The organism is Pseudomonas sp. 4CAES_32.4, assembly GCF_058136335.1.
The window spans coordinates 1,473,158-1,492,002 of record NZ_CM176882.1 but is presented as its reverse complement, the minus strand read 5'-3'; the positions used below and the strand labels follow the sequence as shown (position 1 = coordinate 1,492,002).

Here is an 18,845-nt window from a genome sequence, read left to right as displayed (position 1 = left end):
ACAGTAGTCTGTTGTGTGCCCTATACCTGTGCCGCATCACAATACCTGTGGGAGCTGGCTTGCCAGCGAAAGGGTCAACCCGGTCTCGGCTATTTCACCACCGCGCGCACCACCGAAAGCTCAGGCGCACTCACCCGCCGCTGACTCAAATAGCGCATACAACTCACCCGCAGGAACGAGGCAAAATTCACCACCTCGCCGCGATAATCCATCACCTCTTCATACAGTTTGGCGATCAGTTGGTTGGTGGTCATGCCGTCGACCTCGGCGATTTCGCTGAGGATGTCCCAGAACTGATTCTCCAGGCGCAACGTCGTCACCACGCCGCAGATGCGCAGCGAGCGCGAGCGTGACTCGTAGAGAATCGGGTCAGCCTTGACGTAGAGCTCGCACATGGGCGATTCCTCGTTACAGGGTGATTTTGGTGCCGAGCAAACCGAGGAAACCGGCCAGCCAGTTCGGATGCGCCGGCCAGGCCGGGGCGGTAGCCAGATTGCCTTGAACGTGGCCGTCCGTCACCGGAATGTCGATGTACGTACCGCCCGCCAGTCGCACTTCCGGGGCGCAGGCCGGATAGGCGCTGCAATCACGGCCCTCAAGCACACCCGCCGCTGCCAGCAACTGCGCGCCATGGCAGACCGCCGCAATCGGTTTGCAGGCCTTGTCGAAGGCGCGCACCAGATCGAGAACTTTTTCGTTGAGGCGCAGATATTCCGGGGCACGACCGCCGGGAATCAATAGCGCGTCGTAGTCGGCTTCGCTGACTTTGGCGAAGTCGAAATTGAGGGCGAACAGGTGACCGGGTTTTTCGCTGTAGGTCTGATCGCCTTCGAAATCATGGATTGCGGTGCGTACGGTCTGGCCGCAAGCCTTGTCCGGGCACACGGCGTGGACGGTGTGACCGACCATTTGCAGGGCCTGGAACGGCACCATCACTTCGTAATCTTCGACGTAATCGCCGACCAGCATCAGGATCTTTTTCGCGGCCATGGGGAGGACTCCTTTGGGGAATGCTTGGGAGTATTGAAGGTAGACCTATTCGACAGTGACGGGTAACAACGGGCTACTACCGAGTTGAACTCATCGCTGGCAAGCCAGCTCCCACAGGTTCTGAAGCGATCACCGATGCTGCGTTCAACTCGGACACTGTGGGAGCTGGCTTGCCAGCGATGCGATCTCAAACTGTACGGATAAGTATGTGCCTAGCTGTAACAGCCACAACCCCACCGTTTATGGCTTGATGAAGGTCATTCCCAGCCACCTACAATTCTGGTCTCCCCTCATGTCCTCGCGCGAAAACACCGGCATGGCCCTCGGCCTGCTCGGCGTGGTGATTTTCAGCCTCACCCTGCCCTTCACCCGCATCGTGGTGCAGGAACTGCATCCGCTGCTCAACGGTTTGGGTCGTGCGTTGTTCGCGGCGATTCCGGCGGCGTTGCTGTTGTTGTGGCGTCGCGAGAAGTGGCCGACGTGGCGGCAAGTAAAAGGCCTGAGCATGGTGATCGCCGGGGTGATTCTCGGTTTCCCGGTGCTGTCGGCGTGGGCCATGCAAACCTTGCCGGCGTCCCATGGCGCGCTGGTCAACGTTTTGCAGCCGCTGTGCGTGGCGCTATATGCGGCGTGGCTGTCCCACGAGCGGCCGTCGAAAGCCTTCTGGGCCTGCGCAGCATTGGGCAGTGCATTGGTGCTCGGTTATGCGCTGTACACCGGGGCCGGCAGTATTCAGGCGGGCGATCTGTTGATGCTTGGCGCGATTGCGGTCGGTGGGCTGGGTTACGCCGAAGGTGGCCGGTTGGCCAAGGAGATGGGCGGCTGGCAGGTGATCTGCTGGGCGCTGGTGTTGTCGACGCCGTTGTTGATCGGGCCGGTGCTGTATCTGGCGCTGCAACATCAAGGCGCGGTGTCCGCCAAGACCTGGTGGGCGTTTGGTTACGTCGCGCTGTTTTCGCAGTTTCTTGGTTTCTTTGCCTGGTACGCGGGTCTGGCCATGGGTGGGATTTCCCGGGTCAGTCAGGTCCAGTTGTTGCAGATTTTCTTCACCATCGCGTTTTCGGCGCTGTTCTTTGGTGAACATGTCGAGCCGATTACCTGGGTGTTTGCTTGCGGGGTGATTGCGACCGTGATGCTCGGGCGCAAGACCACGGTTCAACCGACCCGCATCGCCACCACATAACCTGTAGGAGCTGCGGCACGCTGCGATCTTTTGACTTTGTTTTTCAAGATCAAAAGATCGCAGCGTGCCGCAGCTCCTACAGGGATTGGATCAGGCCAGAAAGCCGTCGGCGCGCAGCAGCGTTTCCAGGCAGTGCTCGCTGATGTTGTAGAAATCCTTCAACTCCTGAATCTTCACCAACAACTGCGCCGGATCCACCGGCTCGGCGCGTTTCACCGCAAGAATCATCTTGTTCTTGTTGGTGTGATCCAGCGAGATGAACTCGAACACCTTGGTCTCGTAACCGCAGGCTTCCAGGAACAGTGCACGCAAACTGTCGGTGACCATTTCCGCTTGCTGGCCGAGGTGCAAACCGTATTGCAGCATCGGTTTGAGCAGCGCCGGGCTCTGGATCTGCAGGCGGATCTGCTTGTGGCAGCACGGCGAGCACATGATGATCGACGCACCCGAACGAATACCGGTGTGGATCGCGTAGTCGGTGGCGATGTCGCAGGCATGCAAAGCGATCATCACGTCCAGCTCGCTCGGCGCGACGCTGCGCACGTCACCGCACTTGAACACCAGCCCCGGATGATCGAGCTTCGCCGCCGCGGCGTTGCACAAGTTGACCATCTCTTCGCGCAGCTCGACGCCGGTGACTTCGCCTTCGGCGTTCAAGGTGTTGCGCAGGTAATCGTGAATCGCAAATGTCAGGTAACCCTTGCCCGAACCGAAATCGGCCACGCGCACCGGTTTATCCAGCGCCAGCGGTGACGAGGTCAGGGCATGACTGAACACTTCGATGAATTTGTTGATCTGCTTCCACTTGCGCGACATCGCCGGAATCAGCTCGTGCTGCGCGTTGGTCACGCCCAGGTCCTTGAGGAACGGTCGACTCAATTCAAGGAAGCGGTTTTTCTCCCGGTTGTGTTCGGCAGAAGGCGCTTCGCGCAATTGCTGAGGTTTGCTCTTGAACAGCGAACTCTTGCCCTTTTTGCTGTATTCCAGCTGAGCTTCGTCGGTTACGGCGAGCAAATGCGCATTTTTGAACGAGACCGGCAGCAGCGCGGCAATCGTCGCCACGCCTTCGCTCAACGGCAGATTCTTGGTGATGTCGCGGGTTTTGTAGCGGTAGACGAAGGACAGATTCGGCTGCGCCTTGACCGTCACCGCTTTGATGATGACCCGCTGCAGATCCGCTTCTTCGCCAACATATTTGGCCAGCACCAGTTTGATAAAGCCGTTCTGCTCAAGGCTGGTTTGCAGCTGCTCGATGAACTGAGCGTGGTGATCGGGCGCGGGCTGGGTGGCAGAAGCTGTAACGGACATGGAAAAGCGGCCTCGGACGGGCGAAATCGGGAATGGCGGATATTTTAGGGGGGATGCGGGCTGGGGACACGCTCTTATTTACCGAACGGCAAAAATCAAAAGATCGTCCGAAGGCTCGGGCCGCGTTCGGACGATCTTTTGATCTAGCCCAACACCACCAACCGATTCGGCAACTCATTGCGCACCTGCGTCACTGGCACATGCACTTTCAGCAACTCGCCACACGCCTCGATGCACGAGACAAACCCTTCCAGCGTGCGCCCCTGCCGCACCTGCTCGGTGAACGCCGCGACAATCGCGTCCCAACTCTTGTTTTCCAGCCGCTTGGAAATCCCTTCATCCACCAGAATTTCCACGTAACGCTCAGCCTCGCAGACAAAAATCAGCATGCCGGTGCTGCCCACGGTGTGGTGCAGGTTCTGCTCGAGAAACTGTCGCCGCGCCAGGTTCGACGCCCGCCAGTGGCGCACGCGGCGCGGAACCAGATGGGTGGTGATTTTCGGCAGACGAAACAGCAGGCACAGCACGATAAACGCGCCCCACTGCACCAGCAGCAGACTGTGCATGGTCAGCCAGCCGGTCAGGTAGTGGACGACGCCCGGCACCACCAGCGCCAACAGGCTGGCCCACAGCAGCGGGATGTACGCATAGTCGTCGGCGCGGGCGGCCAGCACCGTGACCAGCTCGGCGTCGGTGTCGCGCTCGACCCGGGCAATCGCCTCGGCGACTTTGCGTTGTTCGTGTTCAGTCAGTAATGCCATGTTGAAAAGTGCCTGCTCATTATTCTTTTAAGGTCACCAGCCGCCGGATGAACCACCGCCGCCGAAACTGCCTCCGCCGCCGCTGAAGCCCCCGCCTCCACCACCGCCGCCGCCAAACCCGCCGCCACCGCCGAAGCCGCCACCGCCCCCGGAGCCGCCACGGCCGGCGGGCAGGATACCGAGCATCTGGCAGACAAACACCGTCAAGATGAACAACATCACCAAAAACACAAACAATCCCGGATGCCGCGAGATGAAATCATCGGACGGATCACCGCTCGATTCATACACCGTCGACGGCTCATCCAGCGGATTGCCGCCCAGCACCACCAGCATCGCGGCAACGCCGTCGCTGATGCCTTTGCTGAAGTTGCCGGTCTTGAACGCGGGCGTAATGACTTGATGGATGATCACCGAACTCTGCGCATCGGTCAGCCGATCTTCCAGGCCATAACCGACTTCTATGCGCAGTTTGCGCTCGTCACGGGCGACGATCAGCAGCGCGCCGTTGTTCTTGTCCTTCTGACCAATGCCCCAGTGGCGCCCGAGCTGGACGCCGTAATCTTCGATGGTAGTGCCTTGCAGATCCGGCACGGTGACCACGACCAATTGCTCGCCGGTCGACTGCTCGTGGGCCTGCAGCTGCTGGCTCAGTTGCGCGCGCACAGACGGCTCGATCATCTGCGCTTCGTCCACCACTCGCCCGCTCAGCGCCGGGAACGTCAACTCGGCCCGGGCGCTGAAGGCGAACAGCCACAGCATCAGCACCAGGCCCATTTTCAACACGCGCATGGACAACCTCGAATCAGAATTTCACTTCCGGGGCCTTTTCCGCGCCGGGCGTGGTGGCTTCGAAGGTTTCGCGCATCGGCAGATCGCTGTACATCACGCTGTGCCAGAGGCGACCGGGGAATGTGCGGATTTCGGTGTTGTACTTCTGCACCGCCAGAATGAAATCGCGGCGCGCCACGGCGATGCGGTTTTCCGTACCCTCGAGTTGCGATTGCAGGGCGAGGAAGTTCTGGTTGGCCTTCAGATCCGGGTAACGCTCGGAGACCACCATCAAACGGCTCAATGCGCCGGTCAGTTGATCCTGCGCCTGCTGGAACTGCTTGAGCTTCTCGGGATTGTCGAGGGTGCTGGCATCGACCTGGATCGAAGTCGCTTTCGCCCGCGCCTCGATCACCGCTGTCAGGGTTTCTTCCTCATGTTTGGCGTAGCCCTTCACCGTCTCCACCAGATTGGGAATCAGGTCGGCGCGGCGCTGGTACTGGTTCTGCACCTGGCCCCACGCGGCTTTGGCCTGCTCGTCGAGGGTCGGAATATTGTTGATGCCGCACGCGGTCAGCAATGTGGCGAACACCAACAACGTGGCGACCTGCAAACGCGAGCGGTAGGTTGGACTGACATTCATCGGAGTGATGCTCCCTGGCACTTTTCATTTAAAAACCGACGGCGAAACATTCGGGGCCGGCTCTTCGGGCATAATCGGCCGCGCCACTGGATTGCTGCGGGCTAATGGGCTAAAAAGTGCCCTGCGCGATCACGCTGTCGATGCTCGGCGGTCGTGTTTGGTTCGATCTTTTTGAGCCTGCACCCGAACAACAATAGTCGCTCCCTAAATTTTGGCTGGCCGGCATTGCATTGCCGTTTGTGCCCTTGAGAAAAATATTCATGAAGAAGCTGTGTTTGCTGGGTCTGTTCGTCAGCCTGGCCAGTCATCAAGTATTGGCCGCCACGACCCCGGTACCCCTGGAAAACAAGGACGCGTTCATCTCCAATCTGATGAACCAAATGACCCTCGATGAAAAGATCGGGCAATTGCGCCTGATCAGCATCGGCCCGGAAATGCCCCGCGAGCTGATCCGCAAAGAGATCGCCGCCGGCAACATCGGTGGCACATTCAACTCGATCACCCGCCCGGAAAACCGTCCGATGCAGGACGCGGCGATGCGCAGTCGCCTGAAGATTCCGATGTTTTTCGCGTACGACGTGATCCACGGTCACCGTACGATTTTCCCGATCCCGTTGGCGCTGGCGTCGAGCTGGGACATGGATGCGATCGGCCAATCCGGCCGCGTCGCCGCCAAAGAAGCCGCCGCCGACAGCCTCGACATCACCTTCGCACCGATGGTCGACATCTCCCGCGACCCGCGCTGGGGCCGCAGCTCCGAAGGTTTCGGTGAGGACACCTACCTGACCTCGCGCATCGCCGGCGTCATGGTCCGCGCCTATCAGGGTGCCACCCCGAGCGCCGCCGACAGCATCATGGCCAGCGTCAAGCACTTCGCCCTGTACGGCGCCGTCGAGGGTGGCCGCGACTACAACACCGTCGACATGAGTCCGGTGAAGATGTACCAGGATTACCTGCCGCCGTACCGCGCCGCGATTGATGCCGGCGCTGGCGGTGTGATGGTCGCGTTGAACTCGATCAACGGTATCCCGGCCACGGCCAACACATGGTTGATGAACGATCTGCTGCGCCGCGATTGGGGTTTCAAAGGTCTGGCGGTCAGCGACCACGGCGCGATCTTCGAACTGATCAAACACGGCGTCGCCCGCGACGGTCGTGAAGCAGCGAAACTGGCGATCAAGGCCGGTATCGACATGAGCATGAACGACACTCTGTACGGCAAAGAGCTGCCGGGGCTGCTCAAATCCGGCGAGATCGAACAGAAAGACATCGACAATGCGGTGCGCGAAGTGCTCGCCGCCAAGTACGACATGGGCCTTTTCAAGGATCCGTACCTGCGCATCGGCAAGGCTGAAGATGATCCGGTCGACACCTACGCCGACAGCCGTCTGCACCGCACCGAGGCCCGTGAAGTTGCGCGACGCAGCATGGTGTTGCTGAAGAACCAGAACGAAACCCTGCCGCTGAAGAAAGACGCAAAAGTCATGCTGGTCGGCCCATTGGCCAAAGCACCGATCGACATGATGGGCAGCTGGGCCGCGGCCGGTAAGCCAGCGCAATCGGTGACCCTGTTCGACGGCATGAGCTCGGTGATCGGCAACAAGGCGAACCTGATCTACGCCCGTGGCGCCAACATCACCAGCGACAAGAGAAGCCTCGACTACCTGAACTTCCTCAACTTCGATGCGCCGGAAGTGGTCGATGACCCGCGCCCGGCCAACGTATTGATCGACGAAGCAGTGAAAGCCGCCAAGGACGCTGACGTGATCGTCGCCGCCGTGGGCGAATCCCGTGGCATGTCCCACGAATCGTCCAGCCGCACCGACCTGAACATCCCGGAAACCCAGCGCGAGCTGATCCGGGCGTTGAAAGCCACCGGCAAACCACTGGTGCTGGTACTGATGAACGGCCGCCCACTGACTATTCTCGAAGAAAACCAGTCGGCTGACGCAATTCTGGAAACCTGGTTCAGCGGCACCGAGGGCGGCAACGCTATTGCTGACGTGCTGTTCGGTGATTACAACCCGTCGGGCAAACTGCCGGTGACCTTCCCGCGCTCCGTGGGCCAGATCCCGACGTACTACAACCACCTGAGCATTGGCCGGCCGTTCACGCCGGGCAAACCGGGCAACTACACCTCGCAGTACTTCGATGACACCACCGGGCCGCTGTTCCCGTTCGGTTATGGCCTGAGCTACACCCAGTTCGCCCTGAGCGACATGGCGCTGTCGTCGACCACCCTGAACGCCACTGGCAAGCTCGACGCCAGCGTCATGCTGAAAAACACCGGCAAGCGTGACGGCGAAACCGTGGTGCAGCTGTATATTCAGGACGTCACCGGTTCGATGATCCGCCCTGTGAAGGAACTGAAGAACTTCCAGAAAATCATGCTCAAGGCCGGCGAACAGAAAGTCGTGCACTTCACCATCACCGAGGATGACCTGAAGTTCTACAACGCCCAGCTCAAATACGCGGCCGAGCCAGGCAAGTTCAACGTGCAGATCGGCCTGGATTCCCAGGACGTGACGCAGCAGAGTTTTGAGTTGCTGTAACGAACGCCGCAGTCCCCTCCCTGATCGTTCCCACGCTCCGCGTGGGAATGCCTCAAGGGACGCTCCGCGTCCAGTGACGCGGAGCGTCACGGGCTGCATTCCCACGCAGAGCGTGGGAACGATCAACGGTGAGCGACTAGCCGCGACGATCGAGGATATTGACCACCACCCGATCCACCCAGCCCCAAATCCTCTGTTTCACCCGCCGCCACAACGGCCGGCGCTGCCATTCTTCCAGACTCACCAACTGACTCAGTCCGAAGTCCTTCACAAAACTCGCCTCGACCGCTGCCGTCAACGACGGATCCAGTGCCTCCAGATTCGCCTCAAGATTGAAGCGCAAGTTCCAGTGATCGAAGTTGCACGAACCAATGCTCACCCAATCGTCCACCAGCACCATTTTCAGGTGCAGGAAGCACGGCTGGTATTCGAAAATCTGCACCCCGGCCTTGAGCAGTCGCGGGTAGTAGCGATGCCCGGCATAACGCACGGACGGGTGATCGGTGCGCGGCCCGGTCAGCAGCAATCGCACATCAACGCCGCGCGCGGCAGCCTTGCGCAGGGAGCGGCGGATTTTCCAGGTCGGCAGAAAGTACGGCGTGGCCATCCAGATGCGTTTTTGCCCGCTGTTCAACGCACGGAACAACGACTGCAAAATGTCGCGGTGCTGACGGGCATCGGCATACGCCACGCGGCCCATGCCCTCGCCTTTATCCGGCACGCGCGGCAAACGCGGCAGACCGAAGTGCGCAGCCGGGCGCCAGGCGCGGCGATAGCGGTTGGCGATCCATTGACGATCAAACAGCAATTGCCAGTCGATCACCAACGGCCCACGGATTTCGACCATCACTTCGTGCCACTCGCTGGTGTCGTGGCCCGGTGTCCAGAACTCATCGGTGACACCCGTGCCGCCGACCACCGCCAGACATTGATCGACCAACAGCAACTTGCGGTGATCGCGGTAGAAATTGCCGACCCAACGCCGCCAGTTCAGGCGATTGTAGAAACGCAGTTCAACCCCGGCGTGCGTCAGGCGCTGACGCAGATTGAGGGTAAACGCCAGACTGCCGTAATCATCGAACAAGCAGCGCACGCGCACGCCGCGCTCGGCCGCCAGCACCAGCGCCTGCACGATGGTTTCGGCACAGGCACCGGCCTCGACCAGATACAACTCAAGTTCGATCTGCTCCTGCGCACCAGCGATCTGCTCGAGCATGCGCGGGAAAAATTGCGGGCCGTCGATCAACAGTTCGAACCGGTTGCCGTCACGCCACGGGAACACCGCGCCGCGCATGTCAGCGCGCCGTGAAGATCAGCACCGCACCCACCGGCACCGACAGACTGATGGCCGACAGATCGGCGAGTTTGCGCAGGCTTTCCAACCCCGGTACGAGATCGAAATCCTCGGCGTTGATCACCAGCGGTTCGAGGGTGACCACTTGAAAGCGGCGGTCATCGAGACGCGTCGCCAGCAACTCGGCCGGGTATTCATGTTGCTTGCCGTGCAGGCTGACGGTCAGCGGTAGGCGCAGTTCCAGTTGCGCGCCGGGGGCCAGATCGTTGATCGGACGCAGGTCGATCTGGGTGGTGATGGTTGCTTCGGGGAATTGCTCGATCTGGAACAGCTCCTTGCGCATGCGCTCGTCGCGTAGCGGGATGCCGCTGTTGATCGAGTCCAGCTCGACTTCGACTTCGGCGCGACCGTTAGGATCGACCTTGCCGTGCAACACCAGAAAGCGCTGCACTTCGGAAATATGGGCGTTTTTCGTACTGACGAACGACAGCCGCGACGACTCGCCGTCCAGATACCAATTGGCTTGCGCCGGCAGCGTGACGGCGGCCAATAGCAGACTGGCGAAGGCTTTATAGAGGGAGCGGTTGAACATTGAACACTCGTGGGGCCGATAAACCTGCACGAACCTTAACCGCCCACGCCGTTATTGCAAACTCGGTCACCGCAAATCTATCGATGGGTAAAGATCCTTGTGGGAGCTGGCTTGCCAGCGATGGCGCTGTATCAGTCACACAAATATTGCCTGTGTCGGCGCAATCGCTGGCAAGCCAGCTCCCACAGGGGCCTCTATTCATAGGAGGATTGCGGGTTTTCAGGGGTTCAGGCGACAACCCTGCCGTTCGCTCTGCCATTGCGCGCTGTTGCTGCGGCCCATGCCACTGACGGTGATGGTTTTGCTGGCGCTGTCTTCGGTGAATTGGCTGGTCGGCAACCATTGTTTGACATAGCCACGGCAATACTCGGCGTCGTTGTTCATCACGTAACGGCACGAACAATATTCCTTGGCGGTGTAGGCGCTGATGATGTCCGGGAAGGCCCACAGATTTTCGCGCTCGTAAACGACCCAACCGAGCAGCAGGACCAGCAGCAACAGCAAAAAACGCTTCATGGCCGCACCGCCTTCAACACGCGCTTAAGCAATTCGTTGTGGCGATAACTGCCGTCGCGATCATCGGCGTAACGCACGATCAGCAGTTTTTCGCTGGGAATCACGTACAACGCCTGGCCCCAGTGACCAAGGGCAGCGAAGGTGTCGGGCGGTGCATCGGGCCACGGAGACGCGGCGCCGTCCGCCGGACGATTGAGCCACCACTGACCGCCGGGCACGGCTTCGTCCTGATGCGCCTGGTAACCGGCGAACGGTTTCAGGTTGAACGCGAGCCAATCCTTGGGCAGCAATTGCCGATCATGCCAGCGCCCGTCGCGGGCCATCAACAGACCGACGCGCGCCAGATCCCGGGCGGTCAGGTAAGCGTAGGACGAGGCGACGAACGTGCCGCTGGCATCGGTTTCCCACACGGCTTGATGGATGCCCAACGGCTCGAACAACGCCGTCCACGGATAATCCGAATAACGCTGCGGCCCGACGATGGTTTTCAACGCCGCCGCGAGCAGGTTGCTGTCGCCGCTGGAATAGCGGAAGGCCTGCCCCGGTTCGGCATAGGTGTCGTGGTCAGCGGTGAACGCGGCCATGTCGCGGTGACCACGGGTGTAGAGCATTGCCACCACCGAGGATTTCAGCGGGGCGTATTCGTAGTCTTCCTGCCAGTCGATGCCGGAGGCCCAGTGCAGCAAGTCAGCGATTTTGATGGCGGGGTGTTGGGCCAGTGGCGGGTAAAACCTGGCGGCGGGATCGTCGAGTTTGAACAGCCCTTCGCCGTAGGCCACGCCGAGGACCGTGGCCATCAGGCTTTTGCTGATCGACCAGGTCAGGTGTGGAGTGTGTTCCGTGGTCGGGCCGGCGTAGCGTTCGTAGAGGATCTGGCCGTCGCGGATGATCAGCAGCGCATCGGTGCGAATGCCTTGGCGGGTTGCGTCGTCGCGGGGTGGGAAGGCGTACGTCTCCAGTGCTTCGACGTTGGTAATAGCCGGGCCGGTTGGCCATTGTTCGCCCGGCCATTGTTCGGCGTGGACGGTGAAGCTGATCAGCAGCAGGAACAGCGGCAAGCCTTTGAACATGGTGAGGGCTCGTGGGGAGAACCTGCTGAGATTAGTCGGGACTCATGACAACTTTGAGATTTTGCTTTCCATGAAGTCGCCATCGCTGGCAAGCCAGCTCCCACAGGTTTCACAGGTGTTCACAAAACTCGTATCCACCAAAGAACCTTGTGGGAGCTGGCTTGCCAGCGATGAGGTCCGTCAGGACACCGCCAAAGCCTTGGCCAACCGCTTGGCCCGAGCCCCCGCCGCCAATTGCATCACCCCCTTATCGCGTTGCCACATCTGCGCCCACTCCGAATCAGCCAGCGCCAAATCAACCTCAACCTTGAGCGCATCAAACTGCGCGAACAACCCACCCAGCAACACATGCCCCGCGGGATTATTCGGCGCCTGCCGGCTTGCCTCCGCACACCCGGCCAACAGCGCCAGCAAGCGCAATTGCAGCGCTTGCGGCCAATGACTGTCCTGCCCGACGCCGTATAGCCACGCGGTCATCGCGCTCAGCACGTAGACATCTTCCAGCGTGCGAAACGGTTTGACGTAAGCATCCCATCCATCCCCCGCCAATAATTCGCACAACGCGCCATCAAGCTGCAGCCGTCCATGGCTGATGTCCGGCATCAACGGCAGCGCCGGCAGTTTTTCCACGGACACGCCAGGTTCGCCGGGGTACACCACCGCCAGACTCAGGCGTGGAGTTTCGCCAGGTTCTTCACTGCGCGCCGCGATCAACAGCCAATCCGCCGCATCACCGGCGGTGACGAAATCCTTGCGTCCACTTAGTCGCAAATCCGTCAGCCGCGTCTGCATGTCCGCCGGCCGCAAACTGCGCTGTTCGGTCGCACACAACGCGCCGAGGCTCAGCGGCGCACTCGGCCACAACATGCGCAATGCCGCCTGATAACCGACCAGAAATGCCAGCCCCGGCGTCGCCATTCGCCGCCCACCAGCGACCGCCAACTCGAACGGCGTGACGTTGCCCAACTGCAGCAACAACGTCGCAAAACCCTCGGCCAGGTCAGCAACGGCGGGCAATCGTTCACGGCTGTGCAGCAGATCTGGCCAGGGCATAAGAGGCTCCTTGTGGGCTGTCATATAAGCATCACCGAACGTTCATGGCGATGACACCGGGGCTACATAGCCTGACTTTGCACAACACGGCTGCATAAAGAAAGTCGATCGGCTGCAACCCACGACGGGTTAAAGGCCCGTACGGAGATTCACATGACTCAGATCGCCCGCATCAGCGACACCGGCAATGAACGCCGCCTGCAAGCCGAACGCCTGATCGGCGCCGAGGCCTTGCAGCAAGCCCAGGCCTTGCGCTTCAACGTCTTCAGCGGCGAGTTCAACGCCAAGTTGAAGGGCGCGGAGCTGGGTCTGGACATGGATGATTATGATGTTCACTGCAGCCACATTGGCGTGCGTGATCTGAACACTGGACGCCTGGTGGCGACCACGCGTTTGCTCGACCACACCGCCGCCAGCAGCCTCGGCAAGTTCTACAGTGAAGAGGAATTCAGCCTGCACGGCCTCGCGCATCTGCAAGGCCCGATTCTGGAAATCGGCCGCACCTGCGTCGACCCGGCGTACCGTAATGGCGGCACCATCGCGGTGTTGTGGGGCGAGTTGGCCGAAGTGTTGAATCAGGGCGGCTACAGCTACTTGATGGGTTGCGCGAGCATCCCGATGCAGGACGGCGGCGTTCAGGCGCACGCGATCATGCAGCGCCTGCGCGAACGCTATCTGTGCACCGAACACTTGCGCGCCGAACCGAAGAAACCGCTGCCGACGTTGGATATTCCATCGAACGTGATCGCCGAAATGCCGCCGCTGCTCAAGGCCTACATGCGTCTGGGCGCGAAGATCTGCGGCGAGCCGTGCTGGGACGAAGACTTCCAGGTCGCCGATGTGTTCATCCTGCTCAAGCGCGACGAGCTCTGCCCGCGTTACGCCAAGCACTTCAAGGCGGCTGTGTGATGAGCCGGCTGCGGGTGTACGCGCGGATCGCGCGGGTGCTGCTGGTAGTGTCGCTGGGGTTGACCATGGCCAGCGTCTTCGGGGTGTTTGAACGCATTGGTCTGGCGCATTCGATGGAGCGACGTCAGCGCTGGTCGCGTTTTTTCATGGCGCGTTTGAGCAATGCCCTGCCCTTTCGCGTATCGGTGCACGGTGAGCTGCCAAAACAGCCGATGCTCTGGGTCAGTAATCACGTTTCATGGACCGATATTCCACTGCTCGGCATGCTCACGCCGCTGTCGTTTCTGTCCAAGGCCGAAGTGCGTACCTGGCCGGTGGCCGGTTGGCTCGCAGCGAAGGCCGGCAGCCTGTTCATTCGTCGCGGTTCGGGCGACAGCCAGTTGATCCGCAAGCAGATGACCCGTCATTTGCAAACCGACCACGCCTTGCTGATGTTCCCCGAGGGCACCACCACCGATGGCCGTTCGCTGCGCACGTTTCATGGTCGCTTGCTGGCGGCGGCAATTGATTCTGAGGTGATGCTGCAACCGGTGGCGATCCGTTATCTGCGTGACGGTGAAATCGACACGCTGGCGCCATTCATTGGCGACGACGATCTGCTCTCGCATCTGATGCGTCTTTTCAGCAACGATTGCGGCGATGTCGAAGTGCACCTGCTCAAGCCGATTGCCTGTCAGGGCCGTGAGCGCGCGGCCCTGGCGTTCGAAGCGCAGCAGGCGGTGCAGAAGGCGTTGTTTGGTGAGGTGGCGAAACCGGCTGAACCGCGTCGTGCAGGCGAATTGATCGCTGCCTGAAAACACACACATCCTTGTGGGAGCTAGCCCTGCTAGCGATGGCGGACTATCAGTTGAAAAATTGTTAACTGACACACCGCAATCGCTGGCAGGGCTAGCTCCCACATTAGATTTTCAGTGGTTCGACATTTTGCGCAAAGTCCTGGAGTTGTGGGTAAAACAAGGCGAAGTCTTCACTCAACGGCTCATACAACCGCCGCAATTCCTGCATCGCCCCCGCCAGCTCTTCCGGCCGGGTCAAGCGCCGCGAGATCCCGCGCAACACCTGCTCCAGCACTTCAAACTCCTGATACGAACCCAACCAGTCGTTCGCAACCATGTGCGGCGCGATCTTCGCCAAACGCTCGGGCAACTGCCGTTCGTGGGTCAGCACCCGATAAACGTCAGCGGTAAAGATTTCCAACGGCTGATCGGCGTACAACCGCCAATCCCGCGCCAGGCAATGGTCGAAAAACACATCGAGCACGATCCCCGCGTAGCGCCGCCGCGTCTCGGTAAACCGCCCCAAGGCGATGTCTACCAGCGGATGGCGATCGGTAAACACGTCAATTCGGCGATGCAGTTGAATCGCCGCTTCCACCTCCGGCGCAAACTGCCCTTGCAGCCGACCTTTGACGAAGTCGCCATACAGACTGCCGAGTAATTGCCCGGGGCGCTGGCCACCGAGGTGTAAATGCGCGAGATAGTTCATGGGCGCAGCTTAGCACCGCGCCCTGCAATCAACATCCCACGTATCGTTATAACCCGATATACCGATTTATGCGGTCTTCAGAGCAAAATCATATTGGTATATCGCGAATTACCGATTTAAAGTTCGCTGCATCGCGATATAGCGTTTTACACAACCGAGCACCCTGCCATGAACCTTGACCTCGACGAAATAATAAAAGCCCTGGCGCACCCAGTACGGCGAGACATCCTCAACTGGCTGAAAGACCCGAAAGGCGAATTTCCGGAACAGCTGCACAACCACGAGTACGGCATCTGTGCCGGGCAGATCGATCAACGCTGCGGCCTGTCGCAGTCGACCGTTTCTGCACACCTCGCAACGTTGCAACGCGCCGGACTGATCAGCAGCCAGAAGGCCGGGCAATGGCACTTTTTCAAACGCAACGAGGACGTGATCCAGGCGTTCCTCAGCACCCTCAGTAAAGAGCTCTGACCCTTAACGTCAGCCAGCCCAAAAGGAAACAAGCATGCCCCTCTCGCTACTCATCCTCGCCTTGAGCGCCTTCGCCATCGGCACCACGGAATTCGTCATCATGGGCCTGCTGCCCAACGTGGCGGCCGACCTCGGTGTGTCGATCCCCGGCGCAGGTTGGCTGGTGACCGGTTACGCCCTCGGCGTGGCCATCGGTGCGCCGTTCATGGCAATGGCCACCGCCAAGTTGCCGCGTAAAGCAGCACTGGTCGCGTTGATGGGCATCTTTATTGTCGGCAACCTGCTGTGTGCCATCGCCAGTGATTACAACGTGCTGATGTTTGCCCGCGTGATCACCGCGCTGTGTCACGGTGCCTTCTTCGGTATCGGTTCGGTCGTCGCTGCCAATCTGGTGCCGGCCAACAAACGAGCTTCGGCAGTGGCTTTGATGTTCACCGGTCTGACCCTGGCCAACGTCCTCGGCGTGCCGTTGGGCACCGCACTGGGTCAGCAATACGGCTGGCGCTCGACTTTCTGGGCGGTGACCGTGATTGGTGTGATTGCGCTGATCGGCCTGATCCGCTTCCTGCCGGCCAAACGTGACGAAGAAAAACTCGACATGCGCGCCGAACTCGCCGCCCTCAAAGGTGCCGGGATCTGGCTGTCGCTGAGCATGACCGCGCTGTTCGCCGCCTCTGTATTCACCCTGTTCACCTACGTTGCGCCGTTGCTCGGCGAAGTCACCGGCGTGTCGCCGCGTGGCGTGACCTGGACGCTGATGCTGATCGGCCTGGGCCTGACCGTCGGCAACATCATCGGCGGCAAGCTCGCCGACAAAGGCATGGCCGCCACGCTGATCGGCGTGTTCATCGCCATGGCCGTGGTTTCCACCGTGCTGACCTGGACCAGCGTCGCGCTGATCCCGACTGAAATCACCCTGTTCCTCTGGGCCACCGCCTGTTTCGCTGCCGTGCCTGCACTGCAAGTCAACGTGGTGACCTTCGGTAAGGCTGCACCAAACCTGGTCTCGACCCTGAACATCGGCGCGTTCAACGTCGGCAACGCCCTCGGCGCCTGGGTTGGCGGCAGCGTCATCGCCCACGGTTTCGGCCTGAACAGCGTACCGCTCGCAGCCGCCGCGCTGGCCGTGCTCGCGCTGCTGGTGACCCTGATTACTTTCCGTCAGAACGGCAATGCCGATCTGGCCCCGGCAACTAACTGATCAACTTTCACTTACGAGGCTTGTAGACATGACAACTATTTTCGATCCAATCAAACTCGGCGACGTCGAACTGGCCAACCGCATCATCATGGCCCCACTGACCCGCTGCCGCGCCGACGAAGGCCGCGTGCCAAACGCGCTGATGGCTGAATATTACGTACAGCGCGCTTCCGCCGGCCTGATCCTCAGCGAAGCCACTTCGGTGACGCCAATGGGCGTGGGTTACCCGGACACCCCGGGCATCTGGTCCAACGATCAGGTGCGTGGCTGGGCCAACGTCACCAAAGCCATTCACGGCGCGGGCGGCAAGATATTCCTGCAACTGTGGCACGTCGGCCGGGTTTCCCACCCGTCGTACCTCAACGGTGAAGCGCCGGTTGCACCGAGCGCCATTCAACCAAAAGGCCACGTCAGCCTGGTTCGCCCAATGGCCGATTACCCAACCCCACGCGCACTGGAAAGCGCTGAAATCGCCGACATTGTCGACGCCTACCGCACCGGTGCCGAAAACGCCAAAGCCGCCGGTTTCGACGGCGTGGAAATCCACGGCGCCAACGGTTACTTGCTCGACCAGTTCCTGCAAAGCAGCACTAACCAGCGCACCGACAACTACGGTGGTTCTCTGGAAAACCGTGCGCGCCTACTGCTGGAAGTGACTGACGCGGCGATCGAAGTCTGGGGCGCTGGCCGTGTCGGTGTGCACCTGGCACCGCGCGCTGACTCCCACGACATGGGCGATGACAACCTGGCAGAAACCTTCACCTACGTCGCGCGTGAGCTGGGCAAACGCGGCATCGCGTTCATCTGCTCCCGTGAGAAAGAAGGCGCCGACAGCCTCGGCCCGCAACTCAAAGAAGCGTTCGGCGGCCCGTACATCGCCAACGAAAAATTCACCAAAGACAGCGCCAACCAATGGTTGGCCAGCGGTAAGGCTGATGCCGTGGCGTTCGGTGTGCCATTCATTGCCAACCCTGATCTGCCAGCTCGTTTGCAGGCTGATGCGCCGCTGAACGATGCGCGTCCAGAGCTGTTCTACGCCAAAGGTCCGGTCGGCTACATCGACTATCCGACGCTGTAAGCGTTATTCAGCACCACGCAGCAGAAATGCAAAAGCCCCTGACTTGTGAAAGTCGGGGGCTTTTTTATTTAAACAACTTAACTTGCAACTGCAACACAGCGAAACTTTTTTAAACTTCCAGAAGACACCAATACACTCTAACGTTACAACACCGCCAACAACCCCGATACTCAGATACATCATCTCATTTGGCGCAAACCAACTATTCAAGGAAGATAAACATGAAACACCCAAAAGTTCTTACAACACTCGCACTGGCCATGACCTGCTCTTTTGCTGCACTTTCTGCAAAAGCCGAACAGACGGTCATTACATACACCATTCACAATCAAACCGAACAAACCATCGTTAGCACTGCGCACGGTGCCGAGCGCGTCGAACCCAACACCACCAAGACGTTCACCTTCGGTCATGACTTCCAAATCAGCAATATGCGTGACGGTGACACCAACGCTTTCGGCCACGGCGCGATTTTTACCGCAGGGGATAAGTCCTGCAACTTCTACGCTTATATTTCGTTAGCCAAAGTTGGCAAGGAAATCAATGCGACGCATAAAAACGAAAGCGGCTCGTTGGGCAAAGAGCGCGTCGGCTGCATCATTGATTTCGCCGAAGCGTCCCCTAAAGCACCTTATAATTTCGGTGTAAAACTCGTCATGATGGATTTGGCCAAATAAGAAAGTGATTAACTTCGAACTCTACTGAGTATTGATCTACAGCCCTGTCTCGAACGAGTCAGGGCTCTTGTCATTTGGCGCTTGATCAACCCGGACATTAAACGATCTTTAATCTTGCTCGCCTCAGCCGATCCAGACACGGCCTTCGAACACGCAAAGGCGCTGGGAGCCAGGCACACTCACAAGGCTTCACAACACAGACACAATTTCCCTACAAAATGCGTAGCTCGCTACGTATAAACTCCGCCCCCGCCAACGTATATAAAAGCAGGCCAATTGACATAAGCTGTG

General features: G+C 59.8%; 20 protein-coding genes. 8 read left to right on the top strand and 12 right to left on the bottom strand.

The annotated features are described in order from the left end of the window. Positions 1-89: 89 nt before the first annotated feature. Both AC3Y64_RS06675 and AC3Y64_RS06670 read right to left on the bottom strand, forming a co-directional pair. On the bottom strand, positions 90-395 hold the full coding sequence (locus AC3Y64_RS06675) for a ribbon-helix-helix domain-containing protein (protein WP_007916314.1): 306 nt from the start codon (positions 393-395) through the stop codon (positions 90-92). Between the two features lie 13 nt (positions 396-408). After that, positions 409-990: a DJ-1/PfpI family protein gene (locus AC3Y64_RS06670; RefSeq protein WP_489986869.1), complete on the bottom strand. Its 582-nt coding sequence runs from the start codon at positions 988-990 to the stop codon at positions 409-411. A 292-nt stretch (positions 991-1,282) separates the two neighbouring features. Here AC3Y64_RS06670 and AC3Y64_RS06665 point away from each other — a divergent pair, with 292 nt between their 5' ends. After that, positions 1,283-2,173, top strand: coding sequence for a DMT family transporter (locus AC3Y64_RS06665; RefSeq protein ID WP_489986868.1), 891 nt, complete (start codon positions 1,283-1,285; stop codon positions 2,171-2,173). Positions 2,174-2,263: 90 nt separating this feature from the next. On the opposite strand, the gene AC3Y64_RS06660 is transcribed toward AC3Y64_RS06665, so the two are convergent. The 4 genes from AC3Y64_RS06660 to AC3Y64_RS06645 all read right to left on the bottom strand — a co-directional run bounded on the left by AC3Y64_RS06660 (position 2,264) and on the right by AC3Y64_RS06645 (position 5,656). Next, positions 2,264-3,481, bottom strand: a complete 1,218-nt coding sequence (locus tag AC3Y64_RS06660) for a class I SAM-dependent methyltransferase (RefSeq protein ID WP_489986867.1) — start codon at positions 3,479-3,481, stop codon at positions 2,264-2,266. A 143-nt stretch (positions 3,482-3,624) separates the two neighbouring features. Next, positions 3,625-4,242: a TPM domain-containing protein gene (locus AC3Y64_RS06655; RefSeq protein ID WP_489986866.1), complete on the bottom strand. Its 618-nt coding sequence runs from the start codon at positions 4,240-4,242 to the stop codon at positions 3,625-3,627. 33 nt (positions 4,243-4,275) lie between these two features. Further along, the gene (locus AC3Y64_RS06650) at positions 4,276-5,034 is read right to left on the bottom strand and encodes a TPM domain-containing protein (RefSeq protein WP_489986865.1); all 759 of its coding nucleotides are present in this window, start codon (positions 5,032-5,034) and stop codon (positions 4,276-4,278) included. 13 nt (positions 5,035-5,047) lie between these two features. After that, positions 5,048-5,656 (bottom strand): LemA family protein, encoded by a 609-nt coding sequence (locus tag AC3Y64_RS06645; RefSeq protein ID WP_489986864.1) that lies wholly within the window; start codon positions 5,654-5,656, stop codon positions 5,048-5,050. A gap of 260 nt (positions 5,657-5,916) precedes the next feature. Here AC3Y64_RS06645 and bglX point away from each other — a divergent pair, with 260 nt between their 5' ends. Further along, positions 5,917-8,208, top strand: a complete 2,292-nt coding sequence (gene bglX / locus AC3Y64_RS06640; protein WP_489986863.1) for a beta-glucosidase BglX — start codon at positions 5,917-5,919, stop codon at positions 8,206-8,208. A 136-nt stretch (positions 8,209-8,344) separates the two neighbouring features. Here the strand turns inward: bglX and AC3Y64_RS06635 are convergent, their stop codons facing one another. The 5 genes from AC3Y64_RS06635 to AC3Y64_RS06615 form a co-directional block, all read right to left on the bottom strand. Then, positions 8,345-9,502 (bottom strand): phospholipase D-like domain-containing protein, encoded by a 1,158-nt coding sequence (locus AC3Y64_RS06635; protein ID WP_489986862.1) that lies wholly within the window; start codon positions 9,500-9,502, stop codon positions 8,345-8,347. A gap of 1 nt (position 9,503) precedes the next feature. Next, positions 9,504-10,094 carry a YceI family protein gene (locus AC3Y64_RS06630; protein ID WP_489986861.1) on the bottom strand — a complete coding sequence of 197 codons (591 nt, stop codon included), beginning with the start codon at positions 10,092-10,094 and terminating at the stop codon, positions 9,504-9,506. Positions 10,095-10,313: 219 nt separating this feature from the next. After that, on the bottom strand, positions 10,314-10,610 hold the full coding sequence (locus AC3Y64_RS06625) for an amidase (protein WP_489986860.1): 297 nt from the start codon (positions 10,608-10,610) through the stop codon (positions 10,314-10,316). After that, positions 10,607-11,680, bottom strand: a complete 1,074-nt coding sequence (locus AC3Y64_RS06620) for a serine hydrolase domain-containing protein (protein ID WP_489986859.1) — start codon at positions 11,678-11,680, stop codon at positions 10,607-10,609. The genes AC3Y64_RS06625 and AC3Y64_RS06620 overlap by 4 nt, the downstream gene beginning before the upstream one ends. 180 nt (positions 11,681-11,860) lie before the next feature. Next, on the bottom strand, positions 11,861-12,733 hold the full coding sequence (locus AC3Y64_RS06615; protein WP_489986858.1) for an acyl-CoA dehydrogenase middle domain-containing protein: 873 nt from the start codon (positions 12,731-12,733) through the stop codon (positions 11,861-11,863). A gap of 153 nt (positions 12,734-12,886) precedes the next feature. On the opposite strand from AC3Y64_RS06615, the gene olsB reads away from it, so the two are divergent. Together olsB and AC3Y64_RS06605 are read left to right on the top strand one after the other, a co-directional pair. Further along, positions 12,887-13,642, top strand: a complete 756-nt coding sequence (olsB, locus tag AC3Y64_RS06610; protein WP_008080112.1) for an L-ornithine N(alpha)-acyltransferase — start codon at positions 12,887-12,889, stop codon at positions 13,640-13,642. Further along, on the top strand, positions 13,642-14,436 hold the full coding sequence (locus AC3Y64_RS06605; RefSeq protein WP_489986857.1) for a lysophospholipid acyltransferase family protein: 795 nt from the start codon (positions 13,642-13,644) through the stop codon (positions 14,434-14,436). Before olsB ends, AC3Y64_RS06605 begins: the two co-directional genes overlap by 1 nt. Before the next feature lie 106 nt (positions 14,437-14,542). On the opposite strand, the gene AC3Y64_RS06600 is transcribed toward AC3Y64_RS06605, so the two are convergent. Beyond that, entirely contained in the window at positions 14,543-15,127 is a 585-nt protein-coding gene (locus AC3Y64_RS06600; protein WP_489986856.1) for an acyl carrier protein phosphodiesterase, read from the bottom strand. A gap of 168 nt (positions 15,128-15,295) precedes the next feature. Between AC3Y64_RS06600 and AC3Y64_RS06595 the strand changes: the two genes are divergently transcribed. The 4 genes from AC3Y64_RS06595 (at position 15,296) to AC3Y64_RS06580 (ending at position 18,554) form a co-directional block, all read left to right on the top strand. Next, positions 15,296-15,598: an ArsR/SmtB family transcription factor gene (locus AC3Y64_RS06595; protein WP_016771327.1), complete on the top strand. Its 303-nt coding sequence runs from the start codon at positions 15,296-15,298 to the stop codon at positions 15,596-15,598. Between the two features lie 34 nt (positions 15,599-15,632). Further along, positions 15,633-16,799, top strand: coding sequence for an MFS transporter (locus tag AC3Y64_RS06590; RefSeq protein WP_489986855.1), 1,167 nt, complete (start codon positions 15,633-15,635; stop codon positions 16,797-16,799). Positions 16,800-16,827: 28 nt separating this feature from the next. Then, positions 16,828-17,877: an alkene reductase gene (locus AC3Y64_RS06585; protein WP_489986854.1), complete on the top strand. Its 1,050-nt coding sequence runs from the start codon at positions 16,828-16,830 to the stop codon at positions 17,875-17,877. Positions 17,878-18,098: 221 nt separating this feature from the next. Further along, positions 18,099-18,554 (top strand): hypothetical protein, encoded by a 456-nt coding sequence (locus tag AC3Y64_RS06580; protein ID WP_489986853.1) that lies wholly within the window; start codon positions 18,099-18,101, stop codon positions 18,552-18,554. The last annotated feature ends 291 nt before the right edge of the window (positions 18,555-18,845 follow it).

Coding starts and splice junctions, on each gene's coding strand:
- AC3Y64_RS06595 (WP_016771327.1), top strand. CDS start 15,296: ATGAACCTTGACCTCGACGAAATAATAAAAGCCCTGGCGCACCCAGTA.
- AC3Y64_RS06615 (WP_489986858.1), bottom strand. CDS start 12,733: ATGCCCTGGCCAGATCTGCTGCACAGCCGTGAACGATTGCCCGCCGTT.
- AC3Y64_RS06660 (WP_489986867.1), bottom strand. CDS start 3,481: ATGTCCGTTACAGCTTCTGCCACCCAGCCCGCGCCCGATCACCACGCT.
- AC3Y64_RS06670 (WP_489986869.1), bottom strand. CDS start 990: ATGGCCGCGAAAAAGATCCTGATGCTGGTCGGCGATTACGTCGAAGAT.
- AC3Y64_RS06665 (WP_489986868.1), top strand. CDS start 1,283: ATGTCCTCGCGCGAAAACACCGGCATGGCCCTCGGCCTGCTCGGCGTG.
- AC3Y64_RS06650 (WP_489986865.1), bottom strand. CDS start 5,034: ATGCGCGTGTTGAAAATGGGCCTGGTGCTGATGCTGTGGCTGTTCGCC.
- AC3Y64_RS06635 (WP_489986862.1), bottom strand. CDS start 9,502: ATGCGCGGCGCGGTGTTCCCGTGGCGTGACGGCAACCGGTTCGAACTG.
- AC3Y64_RS06655 (WP_489986866.1), bottom strand. CDS start 4,242: ATGGCATTACTGACTGAACACGAACAACGCAAAGTCGCCGAGGCGATT.
- AC3Y64_RS06585 (WP_489986854.1), top strand. CDS start 16,828: ATGACAACTATTTTCGATCCAATCAAACTCGGCGACGTCGAACTGGCC.
- bglX (WP_489986863.1), top strand. CDS start 5,917: ATGAAGAAGCTGTGTTTGCTGGGTCTGTTCGTCAGCCTGGCCAGTCAT.
- AC3Y64_RS06625 (WP_489986860.1), bottom strand. CDS start 10,610: ATGAAGCGTTTTTTGCTGTTGCTGCTGGTCCTGCTGCTCGGTTGGGTC.
- olsB (WP_008080112.1), top strand. CDS start 12,887: ATGACTCAGATCGCCCGCATCAGCGACACCGGCAATGAACGCCGCCTG.
- AC3Y64_RS06580 (WP_489986853.1), top strand. CDS start 18,099: ATGAAACACCCAAAAGTTCTTACAACACTCGCACTGGCCATGACCTGC.
- AC3Y64_RS06675 (WP_007916314.1), bottom strand. CDS start 395: ATGTGCGAGCTCTACGTCAAGGCTGACCCGATTCTCTACGAGTCACGC.
- AC3Y64_RS06600 (WP_489986856.1), bottom strand. CDS start 15,127: ATGAACTATCTCGCGCATTTACACCTCGGTGGCCAGCGCCCCGGGCAA.
- AC3Y64_RS06645 (WP_489986864.1), bottom strand. CDS start 5,656: ATGAATGTCAGTCCAACCTACCGCTCGCGTTTGCAGGTCGCCACGTTG.
- AC3Y64_RS06630 (WP_489986861.1), bottom strand. CDS start 10,094: ATGTTCAACCGCTCCCTCTATAAAGCCTTCGCCAGTCTGCTATTGGCC.
- AC3Y64_RS06605 (WP_489986857.1), top strand. CDS start 13,642: ATGAGCCGGCTGCGGGTGTACGCGCGGATCGCGCGGGTGCTGCTGGTA.
- AC3Y64_RS06590 (WP_489986855.1), top strand. CDS start 15,633: ATGCCCCTCTCGCTACTCATCCTCGCCTTGAGCGCCTTCGCCATCGGC.
- AC3Y64_RS06620 (WP_489986859.1), bottom strand. CDS start 11,680: ATGTTCAAAGGCTTGCCGCTGTTCCTGCTGCTGATCAGCTTCACCGTC.